Origin of the sequence: Mesorhizobium sp. CA16 (assembly GCF_020165175.1) — a bacterium.
Classification (GTDB): Bacteria; Pseudomonadota; Alphaproteobacteria; order Rhizobiales; family Rhizobiaceae; genus Mesorhizobium.
On record NZ_JAIUHP010000005.1, the window covers coordinates 153764 to 172230 of the forward strand.

Sequence of the window (18467 nt, forward strand, 5' to 3'; positions counted from 1 at the left end):
CCACGCGACCGGCGTTCATGTAGCATAGGCGGTCTGGGGCGCAAGGGGCAGACCCGATGGCTGGACGTGGCCGGGGCGTGAGGGAGGGCGGGGAAACGACAGCTGGCGTCAGCGAGCGCCTGATGTTTGCCCATGCCGCGCCTGCGGAAGAAGCGCCGGTTTCGCTTCCGGAACTCCGTCTACCAGCCGGGCTTCTGCCGCCCGGTGCCGGTGCGCTTCAGCCAGCCTCGTCAATAGACACCGTAGGCCGAATCCGCAAACAGCTTGGCCGCGCTTCGCTTCCTGCGTTGCGCCGAGGCATCGCCGTCGCCATGGAGATCGAGCTTGACCGTGGCGTGGGCTTCCTGCTGGTGCCGGTGTTCCTGGCAGCCGGCGTGATCTGTTACTTCTCGCTGAGCGCCGAGCCGGACCTCTACAGGCCGCTTGCGGCGGTCGCCCTGATGGCGGTCTGCGCGGCGGTCTCGCGTTCCCGGCACAGAACGCACCTTGTCTTCATGGCGGCGTTTTTCTGCGCCTTGGGCTTTCTTGCGGCCAAGGTGGAGACCTGGCGGATGGCGACCCCGATGCTGGGTTCCGAAATCCAGACACGGCTGACGGGCCGCCTCGTCACCGCCGAGGCGATGGCCAACGGCCGTGTCCGGCTCACCATAGATCTGATATCCACGGAGCGTCCGAAGCTGCGCTACGCGCCGGACCGCATCAGGCTGTCGGCGCGCAGGATCCCGTCCGACATGTCGGCCGGGTCGATGCTGACCGGCTATGCCAAGCTGCTGCCGCCGACAGGTCCTGTTCGGCCGGACAGCTACGACTTTTCCTTCGACAGCTATTTTGCCGGCATAGGCGCCAGCGGCTTTTTCCTGGGCTATCCGAAACTTGTCGCGCCGACCCCGAGTGCGCCAACGGAGGTGCCGTTTGGCGCGCGCGTGGCATCGGCCATAGAAAATGCTCGCGAGGGGATTGCCGACCACATCAGGAGCAGCATCGGCGGTTCCGAGGGCGAGATCGCGGCGGCGCTGATCGTCGGCGTTCGTGCTGGCATTCCGGAAGCCATCAACGAGTCGATGCGACGGACCGGCATCTACCACATCATTTCGATCTCCGGCCTGCATATGGCGCTGGTCGCCGGCACGATCATGGTGCTTTTGCGCGGCGCCTTCGCGCTGTTTCCGGACTTCTCGTCGCGCCGGCCGGTGAAGAAATATGCCGCTGGCATCGCGCTGGCGTCGATCGCCGCCTATCTCGTGATCTCCGGCATCGTGGTGGCGGCCGAGCGAAGCTTCATCATGCTTGGCGTGATGCTGGTCGCCGTGCTTTTCGACCGCGCGGCGCTGACCATGCGCAACCTGGCGATCTCTGCCATCGCCGTCATCCTGGTCTCGCCGCATGAAGTGGTCGGCCCGAGCTTCCAGATGTCCTTCGCCGCCACCGCCGCCCTGGTCGGCGCCTATGCCGGCTTTGCCGACTATCGCGCCGGCAAAACGACCGCGCCGCCGGCAAAGCGTTCGTTTCTCGGGTTCTTATCGCGAAAACTGGCGATTGGAGCGGGTGGCGCCGCCGTGACGTCGCTCATCGCGGGCAGCGCAACATTGTTGTTTGCCATCTGGCACTTCCAGCGGGTGTCGCCGCTCAGCCTGCTGGCCAATCTGGCGGTCATGCCGATCGTCTCATTGGTCGTCATGCCGTTCGCCGTGCTGAGCGCGCTGGCCATGCCCTTCGGCTTAGACGGTCCCTTCCTCTTTGTCATGGGCAAAGGCCTGACGGCGATGATCGCCATTTCGGCATGGATTTCCGAGCGCTCACCGGTCGACGCCGTGGGGCTGATCTCGATCCAGTCGGTGCTGCTGGCGACGGTCGCGCTGGTCATCGCGACCATGGCTACCACTTGGCTGAGGCTTGCCGCCGTACCTTTCGCGCTCGCTGCGCTGCTGGCCATTCCGCACGTCCGCACACCGGACGTGCTTATCTCGGAGGATGCGCATCTGGTGGCGATGCCGATCGGCGGCGGCGAGCTTGCCGTCAATCGCGAACGCTCCAACGAGTTCACCACCGACAACTGGAAACGGGCGCTGAAAGCCGAGGAGATCGTGCCGCCAGAAAGGTTCGCCAAAGATACGCTGGACATTGCCGATCCCGCCGACCTGCCGCCCGGCTCGCCCTTCTATTGCAGCGGCGATCTCTGCATCGGTCGGCATCCTTCCGGCGCGATCGTCGCGCTCGCCGAGACCCGCGACACCGCCCGGCCGGCCTGCGGCTTCGCCGACCTCATCGTCATCAACGACGCCACGGCCTATAACCCGTGCCGCGATCCGCGTGTGCTCGTCGTCACCAAGCGGCAGCTGGCGCGCGACGGCAGCGCCGCCGTTTTCTTCGATCCGCAATCGGCAACCGCGCGGCCAACCGTCCGCTACGCGGTCGTAGAACCATACCGACCCTGGCACGAGCAGCGGAAATACACGCGCGAGGCGAGGGGACTGGCGCCCTATAAGCAGCCGGAAAAACCAGCCGCCGCACCGGCCCAATAGATTGTCGTTCGGGCGAAGAAGGCCGGGCAGTTCTGCTCAGTAGCGGCGGATAAGTCCGACGAGCTTGCCCTGAACCTTGACCCGATCCGGTCCGAAGATCCGGGTCTCATAGGCCGGGTTGGCGGCCTCGAGCGCGATCGAGGCACCCTTGCGGCGGAAACGCTTAAGCGTCGCCTCCTCATCGTCGACCAGCGCCACCACGATCTCACCCGGGCTTGCCGTGTTCGCATTGCGGATGATGACGGTGTCGCCGTCGAAGATGCCGGCCTCGATCATCGAGTCGCCCTTGACCTCCAACGCGTAATGCTCGCCGCCCATGATCATGTCCGGCGGCACCGAGATCGAATGCGTCTGGTGCTGGATGGCGTCAATCGGCACGCCGGCGGCGATGCGGCCCATCACCGGAATGGATACGGCCGCCGCGGCCTCGTCGTCATTGCTTGGCGTCGGGGTGCGTGATGGAGTCGTCGGCTTGATCTGGCGACTGAGATTGCCTTGGCCGCCCTGGATGACGCTCGGCGAAAACTTCTTCGCGGCATTCAGGCCAGGCGCGATCGAGTCGGGCAGGCGCAGCACTTCCAGCGCGCGCGCCCGATTCGGCAGCCGGCGAATGAAGCCGCGTTCTTCCAGCGCCGTGATCAGCCGGTGGATGCCGGACTTGGAGGCAAGGTCGAGCGCCTCCTTCATCTCATCGAATGATGGAGGAATCCCGCTCTCCTTCAGGCGTTCATGGATGAACATCAGGAGTTCATGTTGTTTGCGCGTCAGCATCGGCGGCCCCCACGGGTTCTGAAACCAGAATCAGAAAAACAAACCCAGAACAAACACTATCTGTTCCAGTTGTGTTCCGCAACCGTTTAAAGTTTAGTGAATTTGTTAAGGCTGCCGAAACAATGTCGCATCCGGTGACGGCCGGCTGCCCCTCCTGGGGCAGCGGCATTGATTCCGCTCGATTTTGGAGTTCCCCTTAAGCTGAAATACAACGCGACACGATCACGAAGCCGTGGTTGGGATCACGTCGGCTCGTACCGTAAGCGCGTGGCACCGTGAACGAAACGAACCCAAAATGCCAACCTTGGCGAAGTTCCGATCCGCAGTCTTCGCCGTCTATGGACCAGCTAACATAGGACCAAAGGTTCTTGCCCTGTCGCCGAGGGTGGTGAGACAACCCCCTTGGCCAGATCGAAATGGAGGCGGCAGCACAATGAGGGGAATTCCTGATCTCGCCGAAGTCGAGGCGATGGATGCCGCGGATCCGCTGCGCGCGACGCGCGATCGCTTCGTCTTGCCGGAAGGCGTCCTATATCTCGACGGCAATTCGCTGGGCGCTGCTTCGATCGACGCCTTCAGCGAGATCGAGACTGCCACGAGGCAGGAATGGGCGCGGGATCTCATCCGCGCCTGGAACACCGCCGGCTGGTTCGATATGCCCATCGAGCTAGGTGACCAGCTAGGACGGCTGATCGGCGCGAAACCCGGCCAGACGGTCGTTTGCGACACGACTTCGATCAATATCTACAAGGTCCTGCATGCGGCACTTGCAATGCGGCCCGAGCGTTCGGTGATTGTTGCCGAGGGCGACAGCTTTCCGACCGACCTCTACATGGCGGAAGGGGTCGCATCGACGCGGTCCGGCACGGTGCTGCGGCTCGAATGCGCAGATGCCCCGACGATTGAGGAACTGGTTGACGATCGCGTCGCGGTCATCCTGGTCAACCACGTCAACTACAAATCCGGCCGGCTGCGCGACATGGCGGCGCTCACCCGCAAGGCTCATGAAGCCGGTGCGCTGATCGTCTGGGACCTCTGCCACACGGCGGGTGCGCTGCCGGTGGATCTCGACGGCTCGAATGCCGATTTCGCCATCGGCTGCACCTACAAGTATCTCAATGGCGGGCCGGGCTCGCCAGCCTTCATCTACGCCGCGAACCGCCATCACCGCGACATTCGCCAGCCGCTCAGCGGCTGGTGGGGCCATGCCCGGCCTTTCGCGTTCGAGCAGGGCTACGCTGCGGGCACGGGCATCCGGCGGTTCCTGTGCGGAACGCAGCCGGTGCTGTCGATGCGCGCGCTGAAAGGGGCGCTGGATCTCTGGAACGATGTCGACATGAGGGCCGTGCGGAGAAAAAGCGTCGCGCTGACGGACCTGTTCATCCGGCTTGTCGAGGCCAGATGCGGCGGCTTCGGTCTTGAGCTGGAGAGCCCGCGCTCAGGCGCCGAGCGCGGCAGCCAGGTCTCGTTCGCACATCCGCATGGCTACCAGGTGATGCGTGCCTTAATCGAGCGCGGCGTGATCGGCGATTTCCGCGCGCCATCCACCATTCGTTTCGGCTTCACGCCGCTTTATGTCGGCTACCGCGATGTCTGGAATGCAGTCGAGGTGCTGCAGGACATCCTGCGCACTGGCGTCTGGCAAGACGCGCGCTTTGCCGTCAAAACAACCGTTACCTGACTTTAAATCGGCGATGCCGAACAAATGATCTGATCGCGGAGATACCGTTGCTGGGACATCGTATTGTCGACTGGGATGACGCTTATGCAAATGGCGCCAATATCGCCGGCGGCGACCGCTGGCCGGCGGCGTGGGATGGGCCGGCGCGGGCATTCCGCGAAAGGCTGCAGTCAGAGGGCAGGGCGCGGCTCGATGTTATCTACGGCGAAGCGCCGCGCAATCGCTTCGACCTGTTTCTCCCGTCTGCGGCGCCAAAGGGGCTCGTTGTGTTCATCCACGGCGGCTATTGGATGGAGTCGGACAAGAGCTCCTGGTCGCATCTGGCTGGAGGCGCGCTCGGCCGCGGCTTTGCCGTCGCCATGCCCTCCTACACGCTGTGCCCGCAGACCAGGATCAGCGGCATAGTCGGCGAGGCCGCGGCAGCGATCGAGAAGGCGGCGGCCATGGTCGATGGTCCGCTGATGCTGACCGGGCACTCGGCCGGCGGGCATCTCGCGAGCCGAATGGTGACCACGGTCTCACCGCTATCATCCGATGTGGCGCGGCGCATACGCAAGGTCGTTTCGATTTCAGGCCTGCACGACCTTCGGCCGCTGATGTTCACAGCGCTGAACGAGACCCTGAACATCGACGAGCCGGAAGCGCGGAGCGAAAGCCCGGCATTGTTGCGGCCTCGACAGGGAGCCTGCATCACCTGCTGGGCCGGCGGCGGCGAGCGTGCGGAATTCCTGCGCCAGAGCGCGTTGCTCGCCAACATCTGGACCGGGCTCGGCGCCTCCACCCGTTCAGTGGTCGAGCCGGACCGACATCATTTCAACATTGTCGATGGCCTCGCCGACCCGGATCATCCCCTGACCCGTACGCTGGTGGACGAATAAGGGTTACGATCGACTTCGTCGACGTATCAGGATCGACTTCGTCGACGCCTAGCGCAGCATGAGCACGCTGCATTCAGCGCCGGCTTCCGCCGCCGGCGCAAAGGGCTCGCGCACGATCAGGCCGTTGGCGTCGGCGAGCATCCGCAGCATCGAGGAGTCCTGGATTCCGAAAGGTATCGCGACCAAGGTGCCGGCGTCCTCGCGCACGACGGCGCGCACATAGTCCTGCCTAAGGTCGTTGGCCCGCATCGCGGTGCCAAGCCGGGCCGTTCGCATATCCTGATGGTGATCGCGGCCACCGAGCCGGGCAAGCAGCGGTTTCAGGAAGAGTTGCGAGCAGACAATGCTTGCCACCGGATTGCCGGGCAGGCCGATGCAGCGGATATGGCCAAGCCGGCCAAACATCAGTGGTTTGCCGGGGCGCATGGCGATTTTCCAGAAATCGAGCTGCATGCCTTCGCCGGTCAGCACGCTATGGACGAGGTCGTGGTCGCCGACCGAGGCGCCGCCGAGCGTGACGATGACATCGGCGTCCGCCTCGACCGCTTTCCGGACCAGCGCGGCAATCGCCTCCTGGCGGTCGGCGGCGATGCCGAGATCGAGCGCGAGCGCGCCGACCGACTGGGCGGCGGCTCCAACGCCGTAGGCATTCGACGAAATGATCTGGCCGGGGCCGAGCGCGCTGCCCGGGGGCAGCAATTCGTCGCCGGTGGCGATGATCGCGACCAGCGGCCGGCGCACGACGTTCAGGGCTGGGTGGTTGGCCGAGGCCGCCAGCGAAAGGGCCGCCGCATCGAGAACGCGGCCCTTTTCGAGCAGCACGTCGCCCTGGCCGAAGTCGAGCCCGCGGCGACGCACATTGCGTCCTTCCGCGGTCGGCTCCGTCACTTCGATCCTGCCATTGCAGAGATCGCGGACGTTTTCCTGGATGACGACCGTGTCGGCGCCCTCCGGCAACGGCGCTCCGGTGAAGATGCGCACGGCCTGGCCTTCCCCGACGGTTCCGGAGAAACCGCGCCCGGCAGGCGCCATGCCGATGACCTCGAGTAGCGCCGGCGCCGAGGCGACATCGGAGAAGCGCGCGGCATAGCCGTCCATCGCGGAGGCATCGAAAGGTGGCTGCGTGCGCAGCGCGACCACCGGCTCGGCCAGCACCCGGCCCGCCGCGTCAGCCAGCGGAACGCGCTCGCCCGGCAGAGCCGTCACGCCGTCGAGCAGGCGTTCGAGCGCCTCGGTGACCGGGAGCAAGGCCATTATGAACCTGCCTTGTAGTCGCCTGATTTGCCGCCGGTCTTCTCGACCAGCCGGACGCCGGAAATCACCATCCCGCGGTCCGCTGCCTTGGCCATGTCGTAGATGGTGAGGCAGGCTACCGAAGCGGCGGTCAGCGCCTCCATCTCCACGCCCGTCTTGCCGGTGACGCGGGCGAGCGCGGTGACCTTGAGACCTGGCAAGGAATGGTCCGGCTCGATCTCGACGCCAACTTTGGTCAGAAGCAGCGGATGGCAGAGCGGGATCAGTTCGTGCGTCTTCTTTGCGGCCATGATGCCGGCGATACGGGCAGTCCCCAATACGTCGCCTTTCTTGGCGTCGCCGGCCAGGATCATCTCCAGCGTTTCCGGCTGCATGGAGACGAACCCTTCAGCGACTGCCGTGCGCGTCGTCTCGGCCTTGTCGCCGACGTCGACCATATTAGCTTCGCCTTTAGCGCCAAGATGAGTAAGGGAGGCCATCCTCAAATGGCCTCGGCACGCGCCTTGCCGGTGAGCAGCAGTTGCGTGGCGGCGGCCACGTCGGCCTGCCGCATCAGGCTCTCGCCGACCAGGAAGGTGCCGATCTTGCTCTTCTCCAGCCGGCGGCAGTCCTGATGCGTGAAGATGCCGCTCTCGCTGACCAGCAGCCGATCCGCCGGCACCATGGCCGCCAGCCGCTCCGAAACGTCGAGGCTGGTTTCAAAGGTTCTGAGATCGCGGTTGTTGATGCCGATCAGCCTCGACGAAAGGCGAAGCGCGCGTTGCATTTCCTTTTCGTCATGCACTTCGACCAGAGCGTCCATGCCGAGCTCGAAGGCGGTCGCTTCAAGGTCCCTGGCAAGCGCGTCGTCGACGCTCGCCATGATGATCAGGATCGCGTCGGCGCCCCAGGCGCGTGCTTCGTAGACCTGGTAGGGATCGAACAGGAAATCCTTGCGCAGAGCCGGCAGGCGCACCGCTGCCCGAGCGGCCGTCAGGAATTCGGGAGCGCCCTGGAAAGACGGGGCGTCGGTAAGCACCGAAAGGCAGGCGGCGCCACCTTTCTGGTAGGCCTGTGCCAATGACGGCGGATCGAAATCGGCCCGGATCAGGCCCCTGGAAGGGCTGGCCTTCTTGATTTCGGCGATCAGCGCGAAACCGCCGTCTCGGCGCTTGGCTTCCAGCGCGGCAAGGAAGCCGCGCGGCGGCTCGGCGTCCCCGGCTTTCGTCTTGATCTCGGCGAACGACACGGCGAGCTTCGCCGCGGCAATCTCTTCACGCTTGTAGGCTTCGATCTTGCGCAGGATATCGGACAAGGGGTCTATCCGTTCGAAATCTCGATGAGCTTGTCGAGCACCGCAAGCGCGCGGCCGCTGTCGATCGCTTGCGCCGCCGCCGCGATGCCGTCGGCCAGCGTCGTCACCTTGCCGGCCACAACCAGCCCGGCGCCGGCATTCATCAGCACCGTATCGCGATAAGCGCCGGCGGCTCCGCCAAGCATATCGCGCAATTCCTTGGCGTTGTAGGCCGCGTCGCCGCCGCGCAGCTCTTCTTTTGTGTGCCGCTTCAGGCCAACGGCTTCCGGCGTCAAGGTAAAGCTGCGAATCTCGCCGCCGGCGAGCTCCGCCACCTGGGTCTCGCCGGTGGTGGTTATCTCGTCATAGCCGTCGCCATGGACGACCCAGGCGTGATCGGCGCCCAGCGCCTTGAGCGTCTCGGCCACGGGCATGATCCACTCCGGCAGGAAGACGCCAACCATCTGGCGGCTGACGCCGGCGGGGTTCGACAGCGGTCCGAGCAGGTTGAAGATGGTGCGCGTGCCGAGCTCGACGCGGGTCGGCCCGACATGCTTCATCGCCGGATGATGCGCCGGCGCGAACATGAAGCCGACGCCGGCCTCATGGATGCAGCGTCCGATCGTCTCCGGCGGGATATCTATTCTAACGCCCAGCGCCGTCAGCACATCGGCGGAGCCGGTCAGCGACGACAGGCCGCGATTGCCATGCTTGGCGACCGGCACGCCGGCCGCGGCAATGACGAAGGCCGAAGCGGTCGAGATGTTGACCGAATGCGAATTGTCGCCGCCGGTGCCGACGATGTCGATCGCGCCTTGCGGCGCCTCGACGCGCAGCATCTTGGCGCGCATCGTGGCGACCGCGCCGGAAATCTCGCCCACCGTCTCGCCGCGCACGCGCAGCGCCATCAGGAAGCCGCCGATCTGGCCGGGCGTCGCGTCGCCCGACATGATGATGTCGAACGCCTCGCGCGCCTCCTCGAAGGAAAGCGCGGTGCCCGATGCGACCTTGGCTATGTGTGTCTTGAGAGCGCTCATCGTGTCTGTGCTTGCGAAACCGCGTTCGGATCGATGCGAACGTCATATTGCGACTGCAACTGCGCCACCAGCTGGTCGAGCAGATCGTCGGACATGCCGGCGCCGAAGGATTTCTGCGCGTCGTCCGGCACCGCGCTGCCATCGGCGCCCGCCGGCTCGAAGACCTCGGCGACCTTGAACAGGATCTGGCCGTCGCCGGTGGGCGAGGGGATCAAACCGGTACCGCCTTCACCGACGCCGAACATGGCCGCGGCGCCTTCCTTGCCGAAATCGGCATCGTCGGCTTCGCGCTTCAGGCCGCGCTTGGTCTGCTTGTCGAGCTTGAGCTCGCCGGCGATGACGTCGAGCGCGGTGCCTGCCTTGAGGCGCTTCTCCAGCTCCTGAGCCTTGGCGTCGAGCCGCTTGTCGGTCTCGGCCTCCGTCCAGTCGGCGACGACCTTCTTGCGGACTTCATCCAGCGTGCGGTCGCGCGCCGGCGTGACCGACTGCACTTCGTAGAAGACGAAACCGTTGCCGGCAGTCGTCAGGCCTTCGTTCTCGGTATTGGGCTCCGCCGCGAACACCGACTTGATCAGCTCGGCCGATTCCGGCAGGTCGTTGACGATCGTGCCGTCCGGCCGCTGGCCGGTACGGTCGATGGCATCGATGGTGACGACCTTGAGCTTCAACTTCTCGGCGGCCTGGGCCAGCGAGGCGCCCGATGCGCGGGTGTCCTCGTAGCTGTCATGCACATCGAGCAGGATGCGGCTTGCCTCGCCGAGCGCCAGGTCCTTGCGGATCTGGCCGGACACTTCCGACAGCGGCTTCACCACCTGCGGCTTGATCTCGGTGACGCGCAACAGCACGGGACCGAAGGCGCCCTGGACGACCTGGCTCACCTCGTTGGCATTGAGCGAGAAGGCGGCATCGGCCACCGCCTTGTCGGCGATCTTGTCCTTGGCCAGCGTGCCGAGCAGCGTGTCGGCCTGCGTCTTGCCTTCGGCGGTGACGAGCTTGTCGAAGGTCGCGCCGGCCTTCAACGAATCCAAAGCGGCCTTGGCCGCATCCGGCGTCTTGAACACCAGCTGCTCGATGGTGCGCATCTCGGGCGTCGTGTAGCGCGCGATGTTCTTGTTGTAGTCCTCGCTGATCTGCTGGTCTGTCACCGCGGACGGATCCATGATGTCTTGCGGCTCCAGCCGGACATAGGAGAACTTGCGGTATTCCGGCGCGGCATAGTTCTTCTTGTTGGCGTCGAAATAGGTTTTGAGGGCGCTGTCGGACGGCGCCTCGATCGGCTGCACCAGCGTCTTGGGCAGCACGACATAGTCGATCGTGCGATCCTCGCCGCGATAGAGAGAAACCGCCTTCAGGAAAGTCTGCGGAACCTTGAGGCCGTCGGAGATCGCCTCGACGATCTGCTGGCGCACGGCCACCTGCGAGCGGTTTCTGAGATAGTCCTCGGGCCGCATGCCGAGCTGGCGCAGCAGATACTCGAAGGTGCGGCGATCGAACTGGCCGCCGGGGCCTTTGAAGGCCGGATCCTCGCGCGTCAGTTCGGCCAGCCGATCCTTGGAGAGGCCGAGCCCCAGCTTGCGCGCCTGTTCGTCGAGCACTGCGCCCGAAACGAGTTGCGCCAGCACCTGATTGTCGACACCGAGCAGCTTGGCCTGTTCGTGGGTGACGCGCTGGCCATATTGCTGCGACAGAAGGCTGAGCTGGCGGTCGTAAGCGAGGCGGTACTCGTTGATCGAGACCTCCGTGCCGCCGGCCGTGATCACCGCGTGATGGCCGCCCAGCACACCACCCACCATGCGCGTAGTCGCGCCCCAGGCGAGGAAACTCACCACCAGCAAGGACAGCAACGCCTTCGCGACCCAGGTGCCTGCCGCGCTTCTCAATATACCAAGCATGCATACTTCCGATTTTTGCGCATTTTCGCGTGCGCCGAGTCTGAAACAAGCGCAATAGCGCCCTTCCGGCCCACTGTCGATTGCTTTGTGACCTGATTTTGGTAGTGAGGGCGCTGCTTAATGTCGCTCGGAGAACGCGCCCCATGACCCCTGGAATCCGCCCGCTTGTCGCCGGCAATTGGAAAATGAACGGCACCAGCGCCTCGCTCAACGAGCTGCGGTCGATAGGCAACGGGTTCATGAGCGGGCTCGACGCGGAGACCGAAGCGGTCGTGTGCGTGCCGGCGACCTTGCTGCAGCGCGCCGCCGAGATCCTGTCGCGCACGCCGGTGCGTGCCGGTGGAGAGGATTGCCATCCCAAGGAGAGCGGCGCCTTCACGGGCGAGATTTCGGCCGAGATGCTCAAGGATGCCGGCGCAAGCCACGTCATCGTCGGTCATTCCGAGCGCCGCGAGCTGTTCGGCGACGACGATGCAATGGTCCATGCCAAGGCGTCGGCAGCCTGGCGGGCTGGGCTGGTGGCCATCATCTGCATCGGCGAGACGCGCGCCGAGCGGGAGGCGGGCGCCACCCTTGACGTCCTGTCGCGCCAGCTTGACGGTTCCGTGCCGGCGAGCGCCACCGCCGCCAACACCATTATCGCCTACGAGCCGGTCTGGGCGATCGGCACCGGCCTGACGCCGACCGCCGCCGATGTCGCCGAGGCGCATGCGCATATCCGGGGCAAGCTGACCGCGCTGCTCGGCGATGCCGCGGCCAGGACGCGCATTCTTTACGGCGGCTCGGTCAAGCCTTCCAACGCGGTGGAACTGCTCGGCGTCGACAATGTCGACGGCGCGCTGGTCGGCGGCGCCAGCCTGAAGGCAGCCGACTTCCTGGCCATAGCGGAAGCTTATATGAACATGGCTTAGCCTGCGTTGATATTCAGGTGATGCCGGCCTGCGAACGATGGTTTCCTGCGCTTCCGGTGCTCACGTACTTTAGTACGCTCCGCTCCGGTTCTCGGAAACCACCGTTCTCGGCTCGGCCTGACCTGAATCTCAACACACCCTAGCCGTCTCCCGGGCTCGCGTGGGCTAAATCGTTGTAATGGCCGCATTGGTTCCCATATTCCCGGCCACGGGCTTGGAAATGCCGCCAAAGCATTGTAAGGAGCCGCCTCCAAATCATCGGTCGTATGCGCGCTCGCGCAAGGCCTCGCCAGGATAAATTATGGAAACCGTACTGATCGTCGTCCACCTCATGGTCGTGCTCGCCCTCGTCGGCGTGGTGCTGCTGCAGCGCTCCGAAGGCGGCGGCCTGGGCATCGGCGGCGGTTCCGGTTTCATGACCGCTCGTGGCGCCGCTAACGCGTTGACGCGCGCCACCGCGATCCTGGCGGCAGCCTTCTTCGTGACGTCGCTGGCGCTGTCGATCCTTGCCCGCTATGGCGAAAAGCCGATCGACATCCTCGACCGCCCGGCAACGTCCAGCCAGGGCAACGGCGTGCTCAACCAGCTGCCGGGATCGAACGGACCGGTGGGCAGCTCGCAGCCCGCAGCCCCGGCCGGCGGCTCTGCTCCCGCGGCTCCGGCTGGCGGTGCGACGAGCACCACGCCGCTTGCCAACGGCGCCACAGCGCCGGCTCCGGCCACAACGCCTGCTCCGGCGCCCGCGAATCCGAGCACCGCGCCGGCGACCAACGGCGTCACCTTGCCGGTCACCCCTCAGGTTCCGAACCAGTAGCCGGACAAGCACTGCCGCGATCTGTTGTTCTTTGAACACAGTCGCGGCAAATGCGCGCCCGATCACCAAGATTCAACCGGGCGTAGCGCCTGCCTCAGCTTGAGGCGATGACAGCTAATCGATTATAGATTGCGCGCGGCACTTTTGGCGTCCTTGGGGGACGCCGGGCGACGCCGTGGGCAACACGCATTGAACGATCGGATCTTCGCCATGCAGCTTCGCAGCTTCATCATTTTGGGAGTCTGTGCCGTCCTCGGCATGGGTTCCGCGGCCCTTGCCGGACCGGCAACTAAGGTCTCCTCCCCGTCGGTAGAGAAAACCGACGCCATTCCCGTTGCCGCCGCCAAGAGCGACGCATCGCAGCTGAGGCTTCTCAAGAAGAAGAAAAATCCGACCTCGGACGATCTCGCGCAGATCGGCAAGCTCGAGGCCAAGATCGCTGCCGACAAACAGGCGGCAAACGATAAGGCGCTCGAGGCTCGCAAGATGGCGATGCGCGAGGCCGCCAAGGCCAAGGCTGACGCGGCGCGCCAGGAATGGCTCGCCAAGAAGGGCACTGCCGCGCCGGCTGAGGTCGCCGACGCCAAGCCGGCCAAGAAGACCACCAAGATCATCGCGCCGCTGGACCCGGTCGCGCAGATCATGCCGGTCAAGGCCGAGGAGCCTATCCCGGCTGAAGTCATGAACATCACCGCTACCGGCAACAATGGCGAGTTACGCAGTGAGCAGCCCGGCCAGAAGCAGACGAGCAGCGGCGGGCTGTTTGCCGGCCTCTTCGGCGGCTCGTCGGTGAGCTCGATCAGTTACCTGCCCGAGACCCGTGCGCTTGATTCGGCGCTGGCCAAGAAGGCCGCCAAGCGGCCGTTCAAGGTGAAGCCGGAATTCGTGCCGCAGGACGTCACGTTCACCGGTTATGAGCCGGGCACCATCGTCATCGACACCAGCGCGCGCCGCCTCTACCTCGTCGAGTCGTTTTCCACGGCACGCCGCTATGCCATCGCGGTCGGCCGCGAAGGCCTGCAGTTCAAGGGCACGGTAGCCGTCGGCGACAAGCAGGAATGGCCGCGCTGGATACCGACGCTCGACATGCAGAAGCGCGAGCCGAAGCATTACGGCCAATACAAGGACGGCATGCCCGGCGGCGGCGAGAACCCGCTCGGCGCGCGCGCCATCTATCTCTATGACGGCAAGAAGGACACGCATCTGCGCATCCACGGCACAATCGCGCCGCAGTCGATCGGAACCAGCGCCTCCAATGGCTGCTTCCGCATGATCAACGAGCACGTCATGGACCTCTACAGCCGCGTCAAGATCGGCACGAAGGTTGTTATTATCTAAGGCTTTCCGTCAAACTGCCGAAAGGGCCGGCATCGCCGGCCCTTTTGTTTTGACTGAATCCAAGCCCGTGCGGGCCCCGTCGCCATTTTGGGAAAAAGCCTTCGCGGCGGTTTTTTCTCTGGCGGAATCAATCAGGCCGCGTTAAGCGATGACTCCCATGGCGCGATATGTATTCATCACAGGCGGCGTGGTTTCCTCACTCGGAAAAGGCATCGCCGCAGCAGCTCTTGGGGCTCTTCTGCAAGCGCGAGGCTATCGCGCGCGGATCAAAAAGCTCGATCCTTATCTCAATGTCGATCCCGGGACGATGTCGCCGTATCAGCACGGCGAAGTGTTCGTGACCGATGACGGCGCCGAGACCGACCTCGATCTCGGCCATTACGAGCGATTCACCGGGCGCTCGGCGAACCAGCAGGACAACATCACCACCGGCCGCATCTACAAGAACATCATCGAGCGCGAGCGGCGCGGCGACTATCTCGGCGCGACCGTGCAGGTGATCCCGCACGTCACCGACGAGATCAAGCATTTCGTACTGGACGGCAATGACGACTACGATTTTGTGCTGTGCGAAATCGGCGGCACGGTCGGCGACATCGAGGCGATGCCGTTCCTGGAAGCGATCCGACAGCTCGGCAACGACCTGCCGCGCAACAACGCCGTCTATGTGCATCTGACCCTGATGCCCTACATCCCGACGGCCGGCGAACTGAAGACCAAGCCGACGCAGCATTCGGTCAAGGAACTGCGCGGCATCGGCATCGCGCCCGACATCCTTTTGGTGCGCGCCGACCGGCCGATCCCGAAGGAGGAGCGCCGGAAACTTTCGCTGTTCTGCAACGTGCGCGAAAGCGCCGTCATCCAGGCGCTGGACGTGCCGCATATCTATGACGTGCCTTTGGCCTATCACCAGGAGGGCCTCGATTCGGAAGTGCTGGCGGCCTTCGGTATCGACCCGGCGCCGAAGCCCCGCATGGAGCCGTGGCAGAAGCTTTCCAACCACATCCACAATCCGGAAGGCGAGGTGACGATCGCCATCGTCGGCAAATACACCGGTCTCAAGGATGCCTATAAATCGCTGATCGAGGCGCTGTCGCATGGCGGCCTCGCCAATCGCGTCAAGGTCAAGCTCGACTGGATCGAAAGCGAGATCTTCGAGAAGGAAGACCCGGCGCCGTGGCTGGAGAAGGTGCATGGCATCCTCGTTCCCGGCGGCTTCGGCGAGCGCGGTTCGGAAGGCAAGATCCTGGCGGCAAAGTTCGCCCGCGAGCGCAAGGTGCCTTACTTCGGCATCTGCTTCGGCATGCAGATGGCCTGCATCGAGGCGGCCCGCTCTCTGGCGGGTGTCGACCATGCGTCGTCGACCGAGTTCGGTCCCACCGACGAGCCCGTCGTCGGTCTGATGACCGAGTGGCTGAAGGGCAATATGCTTGAGAAGCGCAGGGCCGCAGGCGATCTCGGCGGCACGATGCGGCTTGGCGCCTATCAGGCCGAGCTCGCCAAGGGCTCGAAGATAGCGGATATCTACGGCGACACGCAAATTTCCGAGCGCCACCGACATCGCTACGAAGTCAACATCGACTACAAGCAGCGGCTCGAGGATTGCGGCCTGGTGTTTGCCGGCATGTCGCCCGACGGCGTGCTGCCGGAGACGGTCGAATATCCTGACCACCCATGGTTCATCGGCGTGCAGTATCACCCCGAACTGAAGAGCCGCCCGCTCGACCCGCATCCGCTGTTCGCGAGCTTTATCTCGGCTGCAGTGGATCAGTCGCGGCTCGTCTAGGTGTGCTGATATTCAGGTGAGGCCGGCCTGCAAATGGCGGCTTCCTGCGCTTCCGGTGCTCACGTACTTCAAGTACGTTCCGCTCCGGTTCTCGGAACCCACCATTTTCGACTCGGCCTGACCTGAATCTCAGCACGCCTTGGCTCCGGCCTGCGTGCCAGCTATGCGGACCGTAATGCAAACTTATGTCGCGCTGCTCTACAGCATCATCCTGGGCGAGGGGCGGCGGGTGGTCATGTCCGACCTGAAGGCCATGGCGGAAAGCCTCGGGCTGAAAAACGTCCGCACGCTGGTTGCGACAGGCAATCTGGTGTTCGAGGCGCGCACAGGCGAGCTTTCAAAGCTCGAGGGCCGGCTGGAAAAGGCGTTCGAGAAAAGCTTCGGCCGGCATGTCGACATCATCGTGCGCCGTGCCGAGGACTGGCTGAAGCTTGCCGCCGCCAATCCGTTTCCGGGCGAATCAGCGGACACGGCCGATCAGGTTGCGGTGCGCGTGATGCGCGAGCCGCTGCCGGCGGACACCGTCGAGGCACTCCAGGCCTATGCCGCCGACGACGAAAAAGTATTCCTGGTAGACGGCGATATTTGGCTTGTCTTCTCGCGTGAGCGGCCGAGCTCGCGGCTGCTTGCCGCCGCCAATCACAAGCGCCTCGGCATCGGCACGTCGCGCAACTGGAACACGGTGCGCCGTCTGGCGGAGATGGTAGGCAGTAGGCAGTAGGCAGTAGGCAGTAGGTGGCATTCTCTATTTGCCTAAGCCCTACTGCCCACTGCCTTGTTTCAGGCCTTGGCGGTCCTTGCCCCGGCGCCAAGCGCCATGGTGCGCAGCACATAATAGACGACGCCGGCGATCGCCACGCCGAAGAACCAGCCATAGACGCCCCACCAGGACGGCAGCCAGTTGGTGAAGTTAGGCAGGATCGAGGAGAAGATGGCGCCGATGCCGGCTGCGATGAAGGCGTTGACATGCCACCCGCTCTGGAAACGGAACTCGCCGTCTTCGCGATAGAGTGCTTCGACGTCGACTTCGCTTTTGCGGATCAGGTAGTAGTCGACCATCATCACGCCGAAGATCGGTCCCATCGTCGCGCCGATGACGTTGACGAAGGAAGCCGCACTGCCTTCCCATGGCGCGAAGGGATAGAGCACCAGCGCGATCAGCGCCGCGATGTAGCCGCCCTTCTTGAAGTCGATCTGGCGCGGGAAGACGTTAGAGAAATCGAACGCCGGCGAGACGAAATTCGCCACGACGTTGATGCCCAGCGTCGCCACCGCGAAGGTCAGCGCGGCAAGCGCCGCCAGGAACCAGCTGTCGAACTTGGCCGAGATCTGGTCGGGATGGAGCAGCACCTCATGGTAGACGTCATAGGCGGCGATCGTGGTGACGCCGGCGACCAGCGAGAACAGGATGAGGTTGACCGGCAAGCCCCAGATGTTGCCCTTGCGCAGCGCTGCATTGTCCGGCGCGTAACGGGCGAAATCGCAGAAGTTGAGGTAGAGAGCCGAGAAATAGGTCACCCAGATCGCCGCCACCGCGAACAGCGCGGTCCAGGATCCAGGCTCGCCCGGAACGCCGGCGTCCTTGGTCTTGTCCAGCAGCACATCCATCGGGATGTCGCTGGTGAAGGCGAAAGTGCCGGACTTCACGCAAAGATAGATGGCCAGGATCAGCATCATGATCCACACGGCCGGGCCGGCCCAATCCTGGAAGCGACGGACGGTTTCCATGCCCTTCTGGATGATCAGCAACTGCAGCGCCCAGATGATGATGAAGCAGATCACCTCCAGCGTCGAGTGTCCCAGAAGGTGCGAGCTCTTGTTGAACTCGTCGAACCATTGCAGGCGCGTCAGCAGCGCCACGATCGCGCCCGACGCCGCGGCCGTCTGGGCGCCGTACCAGAAGCAGGCGACGATCGCCCGCACCAGCGCCGGGACGTTGGCGCCCCAGATGCCGAAGGAGGCGCGGGCAAGCACGGGGTAGGGCACGCCGGTCTTCACGCCGGCATAGCCGACCATATTCATCAGCGCATAGATGATCAGCGAGCCGATGCCGATGGCGATGATGAAGTTGACGAAGCCGCCGCAAAACAGAAACAGGCTTGCCGCCAGGTAGTAGCCCCAGAGGCTATGGACGTCAGAGGTCCAGACGTTGAAGATCGAAAACGGTCCCCAGTTCCTGACCGTTGCGGGAGCCAGATCCTCATTGTAGAGGTCAGGCGATGCGCCTTGGATGGTCATTGCAAGTGTTCCCCTTTTTGCAAAACGCGCCCTCACGCGGTGACCGCGGAGGTTAAGCCTGACGCAGGGTAA

Annotated in this window: 15 protein-coding genes; 8 read left to right on the top strand and 7 right to left on the bottom strand. The window is 64.3% G+C overall.

The annotated features are described in order from the left end of the window. Positions 1–56 precede the first annotated feature (56 nt). Positions 57–2522 carry a ComEC/Rec2 family competence protein gene (locus LB525_RS10025; protein WP_224544474.1) on the top strand — a complete coding sequence of 822 codons (2466 nt, stop codon included), beginning with the start codon at positions 57–59 and terminating at the stop codon, positions 2520–2522. Positions 2523–2558: 36 nt separating this feature from the next. Here LB525_RS10025 and lexA read toward each other — a convergent pair whose 3' ends face one another. After that, positions 2559–3293, bottom strand: a complete 735-nt coding sequence (lexA, locus tag LB525_RS10030) for a transcriptional repressor LexA (protein ID WP_224544475.1) — start codon at positions 3291–3293, stop codon at positions 2559–2561. Positions 3294–3726: 433 nt separating this feature from the next. Here lexA and kynU point away from each other — a divergent pair, with 433 nt between their 5' ends. Together kynU and LB525_RS10040 are read left to right on the top strand one after the other, a co-directional pair. Next, the gene (kynU, locus tag LB525_RS10035; protein WP_224544476.1) at positions 3727–4974 is read left to right on the top strand and encodes a kynureninase; all 1248 of its coding nucleotides are present in this window, start codon (positions 3727–3729) and stop codon (positions 4972–4974) included. Positions 4975–5021: 47 nt separating this feature from the next. Further along, complete coding sequence (locus LB525_RS10040) at positions 5022–5852, top strand: alpha/beta hydrolase (protein WP_224544477.1); 831 nt, start codon at positions 5022–5024, stop codon at positions 5850–5852. 48 nt (positions 5853–5900) lie between these two features. On the opposite strand, the gene glp is transcribed toward LB525_RS10040, so the two are convergent. The 5 genes from glp to LB525_RS10065 are packed head-to-tail and all read right to left on the bottom strand — an operon-like array spanning position 5901 to position 11308. Continuing rightward, positions 5901–7106: a gephyrin-like molybdotransferase Glp gene (glp, locus tag LB525_RS10045; RefSeq protein ID WP_224544478.1), complete on the bottom strand. Its 1206-nt coding sequence runs from the start codon at positions 7104–7106 to the stop codon at positions 5901–5903. Further along, positions 7106–7585, bottom strand: coding sequence for a cyclic pyranopterin monophosphate synthase MoaC (moaC, locus tag LB525_RS10050; protein WP_095765374.1), 480 nt, complete (start codon positions 7583–7585; stop codon positions 7106–7108). Before moaC ends, glp begins: the two co-directional genes overlap by 1 nt. 2 nt (positions 7586–7587) lie before the next feature. Beyond that, positions 7588–8400 (bottom strand): indole-3-glycerol phosphate synthase TrpC, encoded by an 813-nt coding sequence (trpC, locus tag LB525_RS10055; RefSeq protein ID WP_224544479.1) that lies wholly within the window; start codon positions 8398–8400, stop codon positions 7588–7590. Positions 8401–8405: 5 nt separating this feature from the next. Next, complete coding sequence (gene trpD, locus LB525_RS10060) at positions 8406–9416, bottom strand: anthranilate phosphoribosyltransferase (RefSeq protein ID WP_095765376.1); 1011 nt, start codon at positions 9414–9416, stop codon at positions 8406–8408. Continuing rightward, positions 9413–11308 (bottom strand): peptidylprolyl isomerase, encoded by a 1896-nt coding sequence (locus LB525_RS10065; protein WP_224544480.1) that lies wholly within the window; start codon positions 11306–11308, stop codon positions 9413–9415. Before LB525_RS10065 ends, trpD begins: the two co-directional genes overlap by 4 nt. 143 nt (positions 11309–11451) lie before the next feature. Between LB525_RS10065 and tpiA the strand changes: the two genes are divergently transcribed. The 5 genes from tpiA to LB525_RS10090 all read left to right on the top strand — a co-directional run bounded on the left by tpiA (position 11452) and on the right by LB525_RS10090 (position 16878). Continuing rightward, the gene (gene tpiA / locus LB525_RS10070; RefSeq protein ID WP_224544481.1) at positions 11452–12219 is read left to right on the top strand and encodes a triose-phosphate isomerase; all 768 of its coding nucleotides are present in this window, start codon (positions 11452–11454) and stop codon (positions 12217–12219) included. Positions 12220–12520: 301 nt separating this feature from the next. Next, complete coding sequence (secG, locus tag LB525_RS10075) at positions 12521–13033, top strand: preprotein translocase subunit SecG (RefSeq protein WP_095765379.1); 513 nt, start codon at positions 12521–12523, stop codon at positions 13031–13033. A gap of 210 nt (positions 13034–13243) precedes the next feature. Further along, positions 13244–14371, top strand: a complete 1128-nt coding sequence (locus LB525_RS10080) for a L,D-transpeptidase (RefSeq protein ID WP_224544482.1) — start codon at positions 13244–13246, stop codon at positions 14369–14371. A gap of 148 nt (positions 14372–14519) precedes the next feature. Continuing rightward, positions 14520–16157 carry a CTP synthase gene (locus LB525_RS10085; RefSeq protein WP_140542386.1) on the top strand — a complete coding sequence of 546 codons (1638 nt, stop codon included), beginning with the start codon at positions 14520–14522 and terminating at the stop codon, positions 16155–16157. Positions 16158–16332: 175 nt separating this feature from the next. Further along, positions 16333–16878: a DUF1697 domain-containing protein gene (locus tag LB525_RS10090; RefSeq protein WP_224544483.1), complete on the top strand. Its 546-nt coding sequence runs from the start codon at positions 16333–16335 to the stop codon at positions 16876–16878. Between the two features lie 59 nt (positions 16879–16937). On the opposite strand, the gene LB525_RS10095 is transcribed toward LB525_RS10090, so the two are convergent. Beyond that, the gene (locus LB525_RS10095; RefSeq protein WP_224544484.1) at positions 16938–18395 is read right to left on the bottom strand and encodes an NCS1 family nucleobase:cation symporter-1; all 1458 of its coding nucleotides are present in this window, start codon (positions 18393–18395) and stop codon (positions 16938–16940) included. Positions 18396–18467: the final 72 nt, after the last annotated feature.

Excerpts from the sequence above, each read along its gene's own strand:
- LB525_RS10025 (WP_224544474.1), top strand. The coding sequence starts at position 57 with ATGGCTGGACGTGGCCGGGGCGTGAGGGAGGGCGGGGAAACGACAGCT.
- lexA (WP_224544475.1), bottom strand. The coding sequence starts at position 3,293 with ATGCTGACGCGCAAACAACATGAACTCCTGATGTTCATCCATGAACGC.
- kynU (WP_224544476.1), top strand. The coding sequence starts at position 3,727 with ATGAGGGGAATTCCTGATCTCGCCGAAGTCGAGGCGATGGATGCCGCG.
- glp (WP_224544478.1), bottom strand. The coding sequence starts at position 7,106 with ATGGCCTTGCTCCCGGTCACCGAGGCGCTCGAACGCCTGCTCGACGGC.
- moaC (WP_095765374.1), bottom strand. The coding sequence starts at position 7,585 with ATGGCCTCCCTTACTCATCTTGGCGCTAAAGGCGAAGCTAATATGGTC.
- trpD (WP_095765376.1), bottom strand. The coding sequence starts at position 9,416 with ATGAGCGCTCTCAAGACACACATAGCCAAGGTCGCATCGGGCACCGCG.
- LB525_RS10065 (WP_224544480.1), bottom strand. The coding sequence starts at position 11,308 with ATGCTTGGTATATTGAGAAGCGCGGCAGGCACCTGGGTCGCGAAGGCG.
- tpiA (WP_224544481.1), top strand. The coding sequence starts at position 11,452 with ATGACCCCTGGAATCCGCCCGCTTGTCGCCGGCAATTGGAAAATGAAC.
- secG (WP_095765379.1), top strand. The coding sequence starts at position 12,521 with ATGGAAACCGTACTGATCGTCGTCCACCTCATGGTCGTGCTCGCCCTC.
- LB525_RS10080 (WP_224544482.1), top strand. The coding sequence starts at position 13,244 with ATGCAGCTTCGCAGCTTCATCATTTTGGGAGTCTGTGCCGTCCTCGGC.
- LB525_RS10085 (WP_140542386.1), top strand. The coding sequence starts at position 14,520 with ATGACTCCCATGGCGCGATATGTATTCATCACAGGCGGCGTGGTTTCC.
- LB525_RS10090 (WP_224544483.1), top strand. The coding sequence starts at position 16,333 with ATGCAAACTTATGTCGCGCTGCTCTACAGCATCATCCTGGGCGAGGGG.
- LB525_RS10095 (WP_224544484.1), bottom strand. The coding sequence starts at position 18,395 with ATGACCATCCAAGGCGCATCGCCTGACCTCTACAATGAGGATCTGGCT.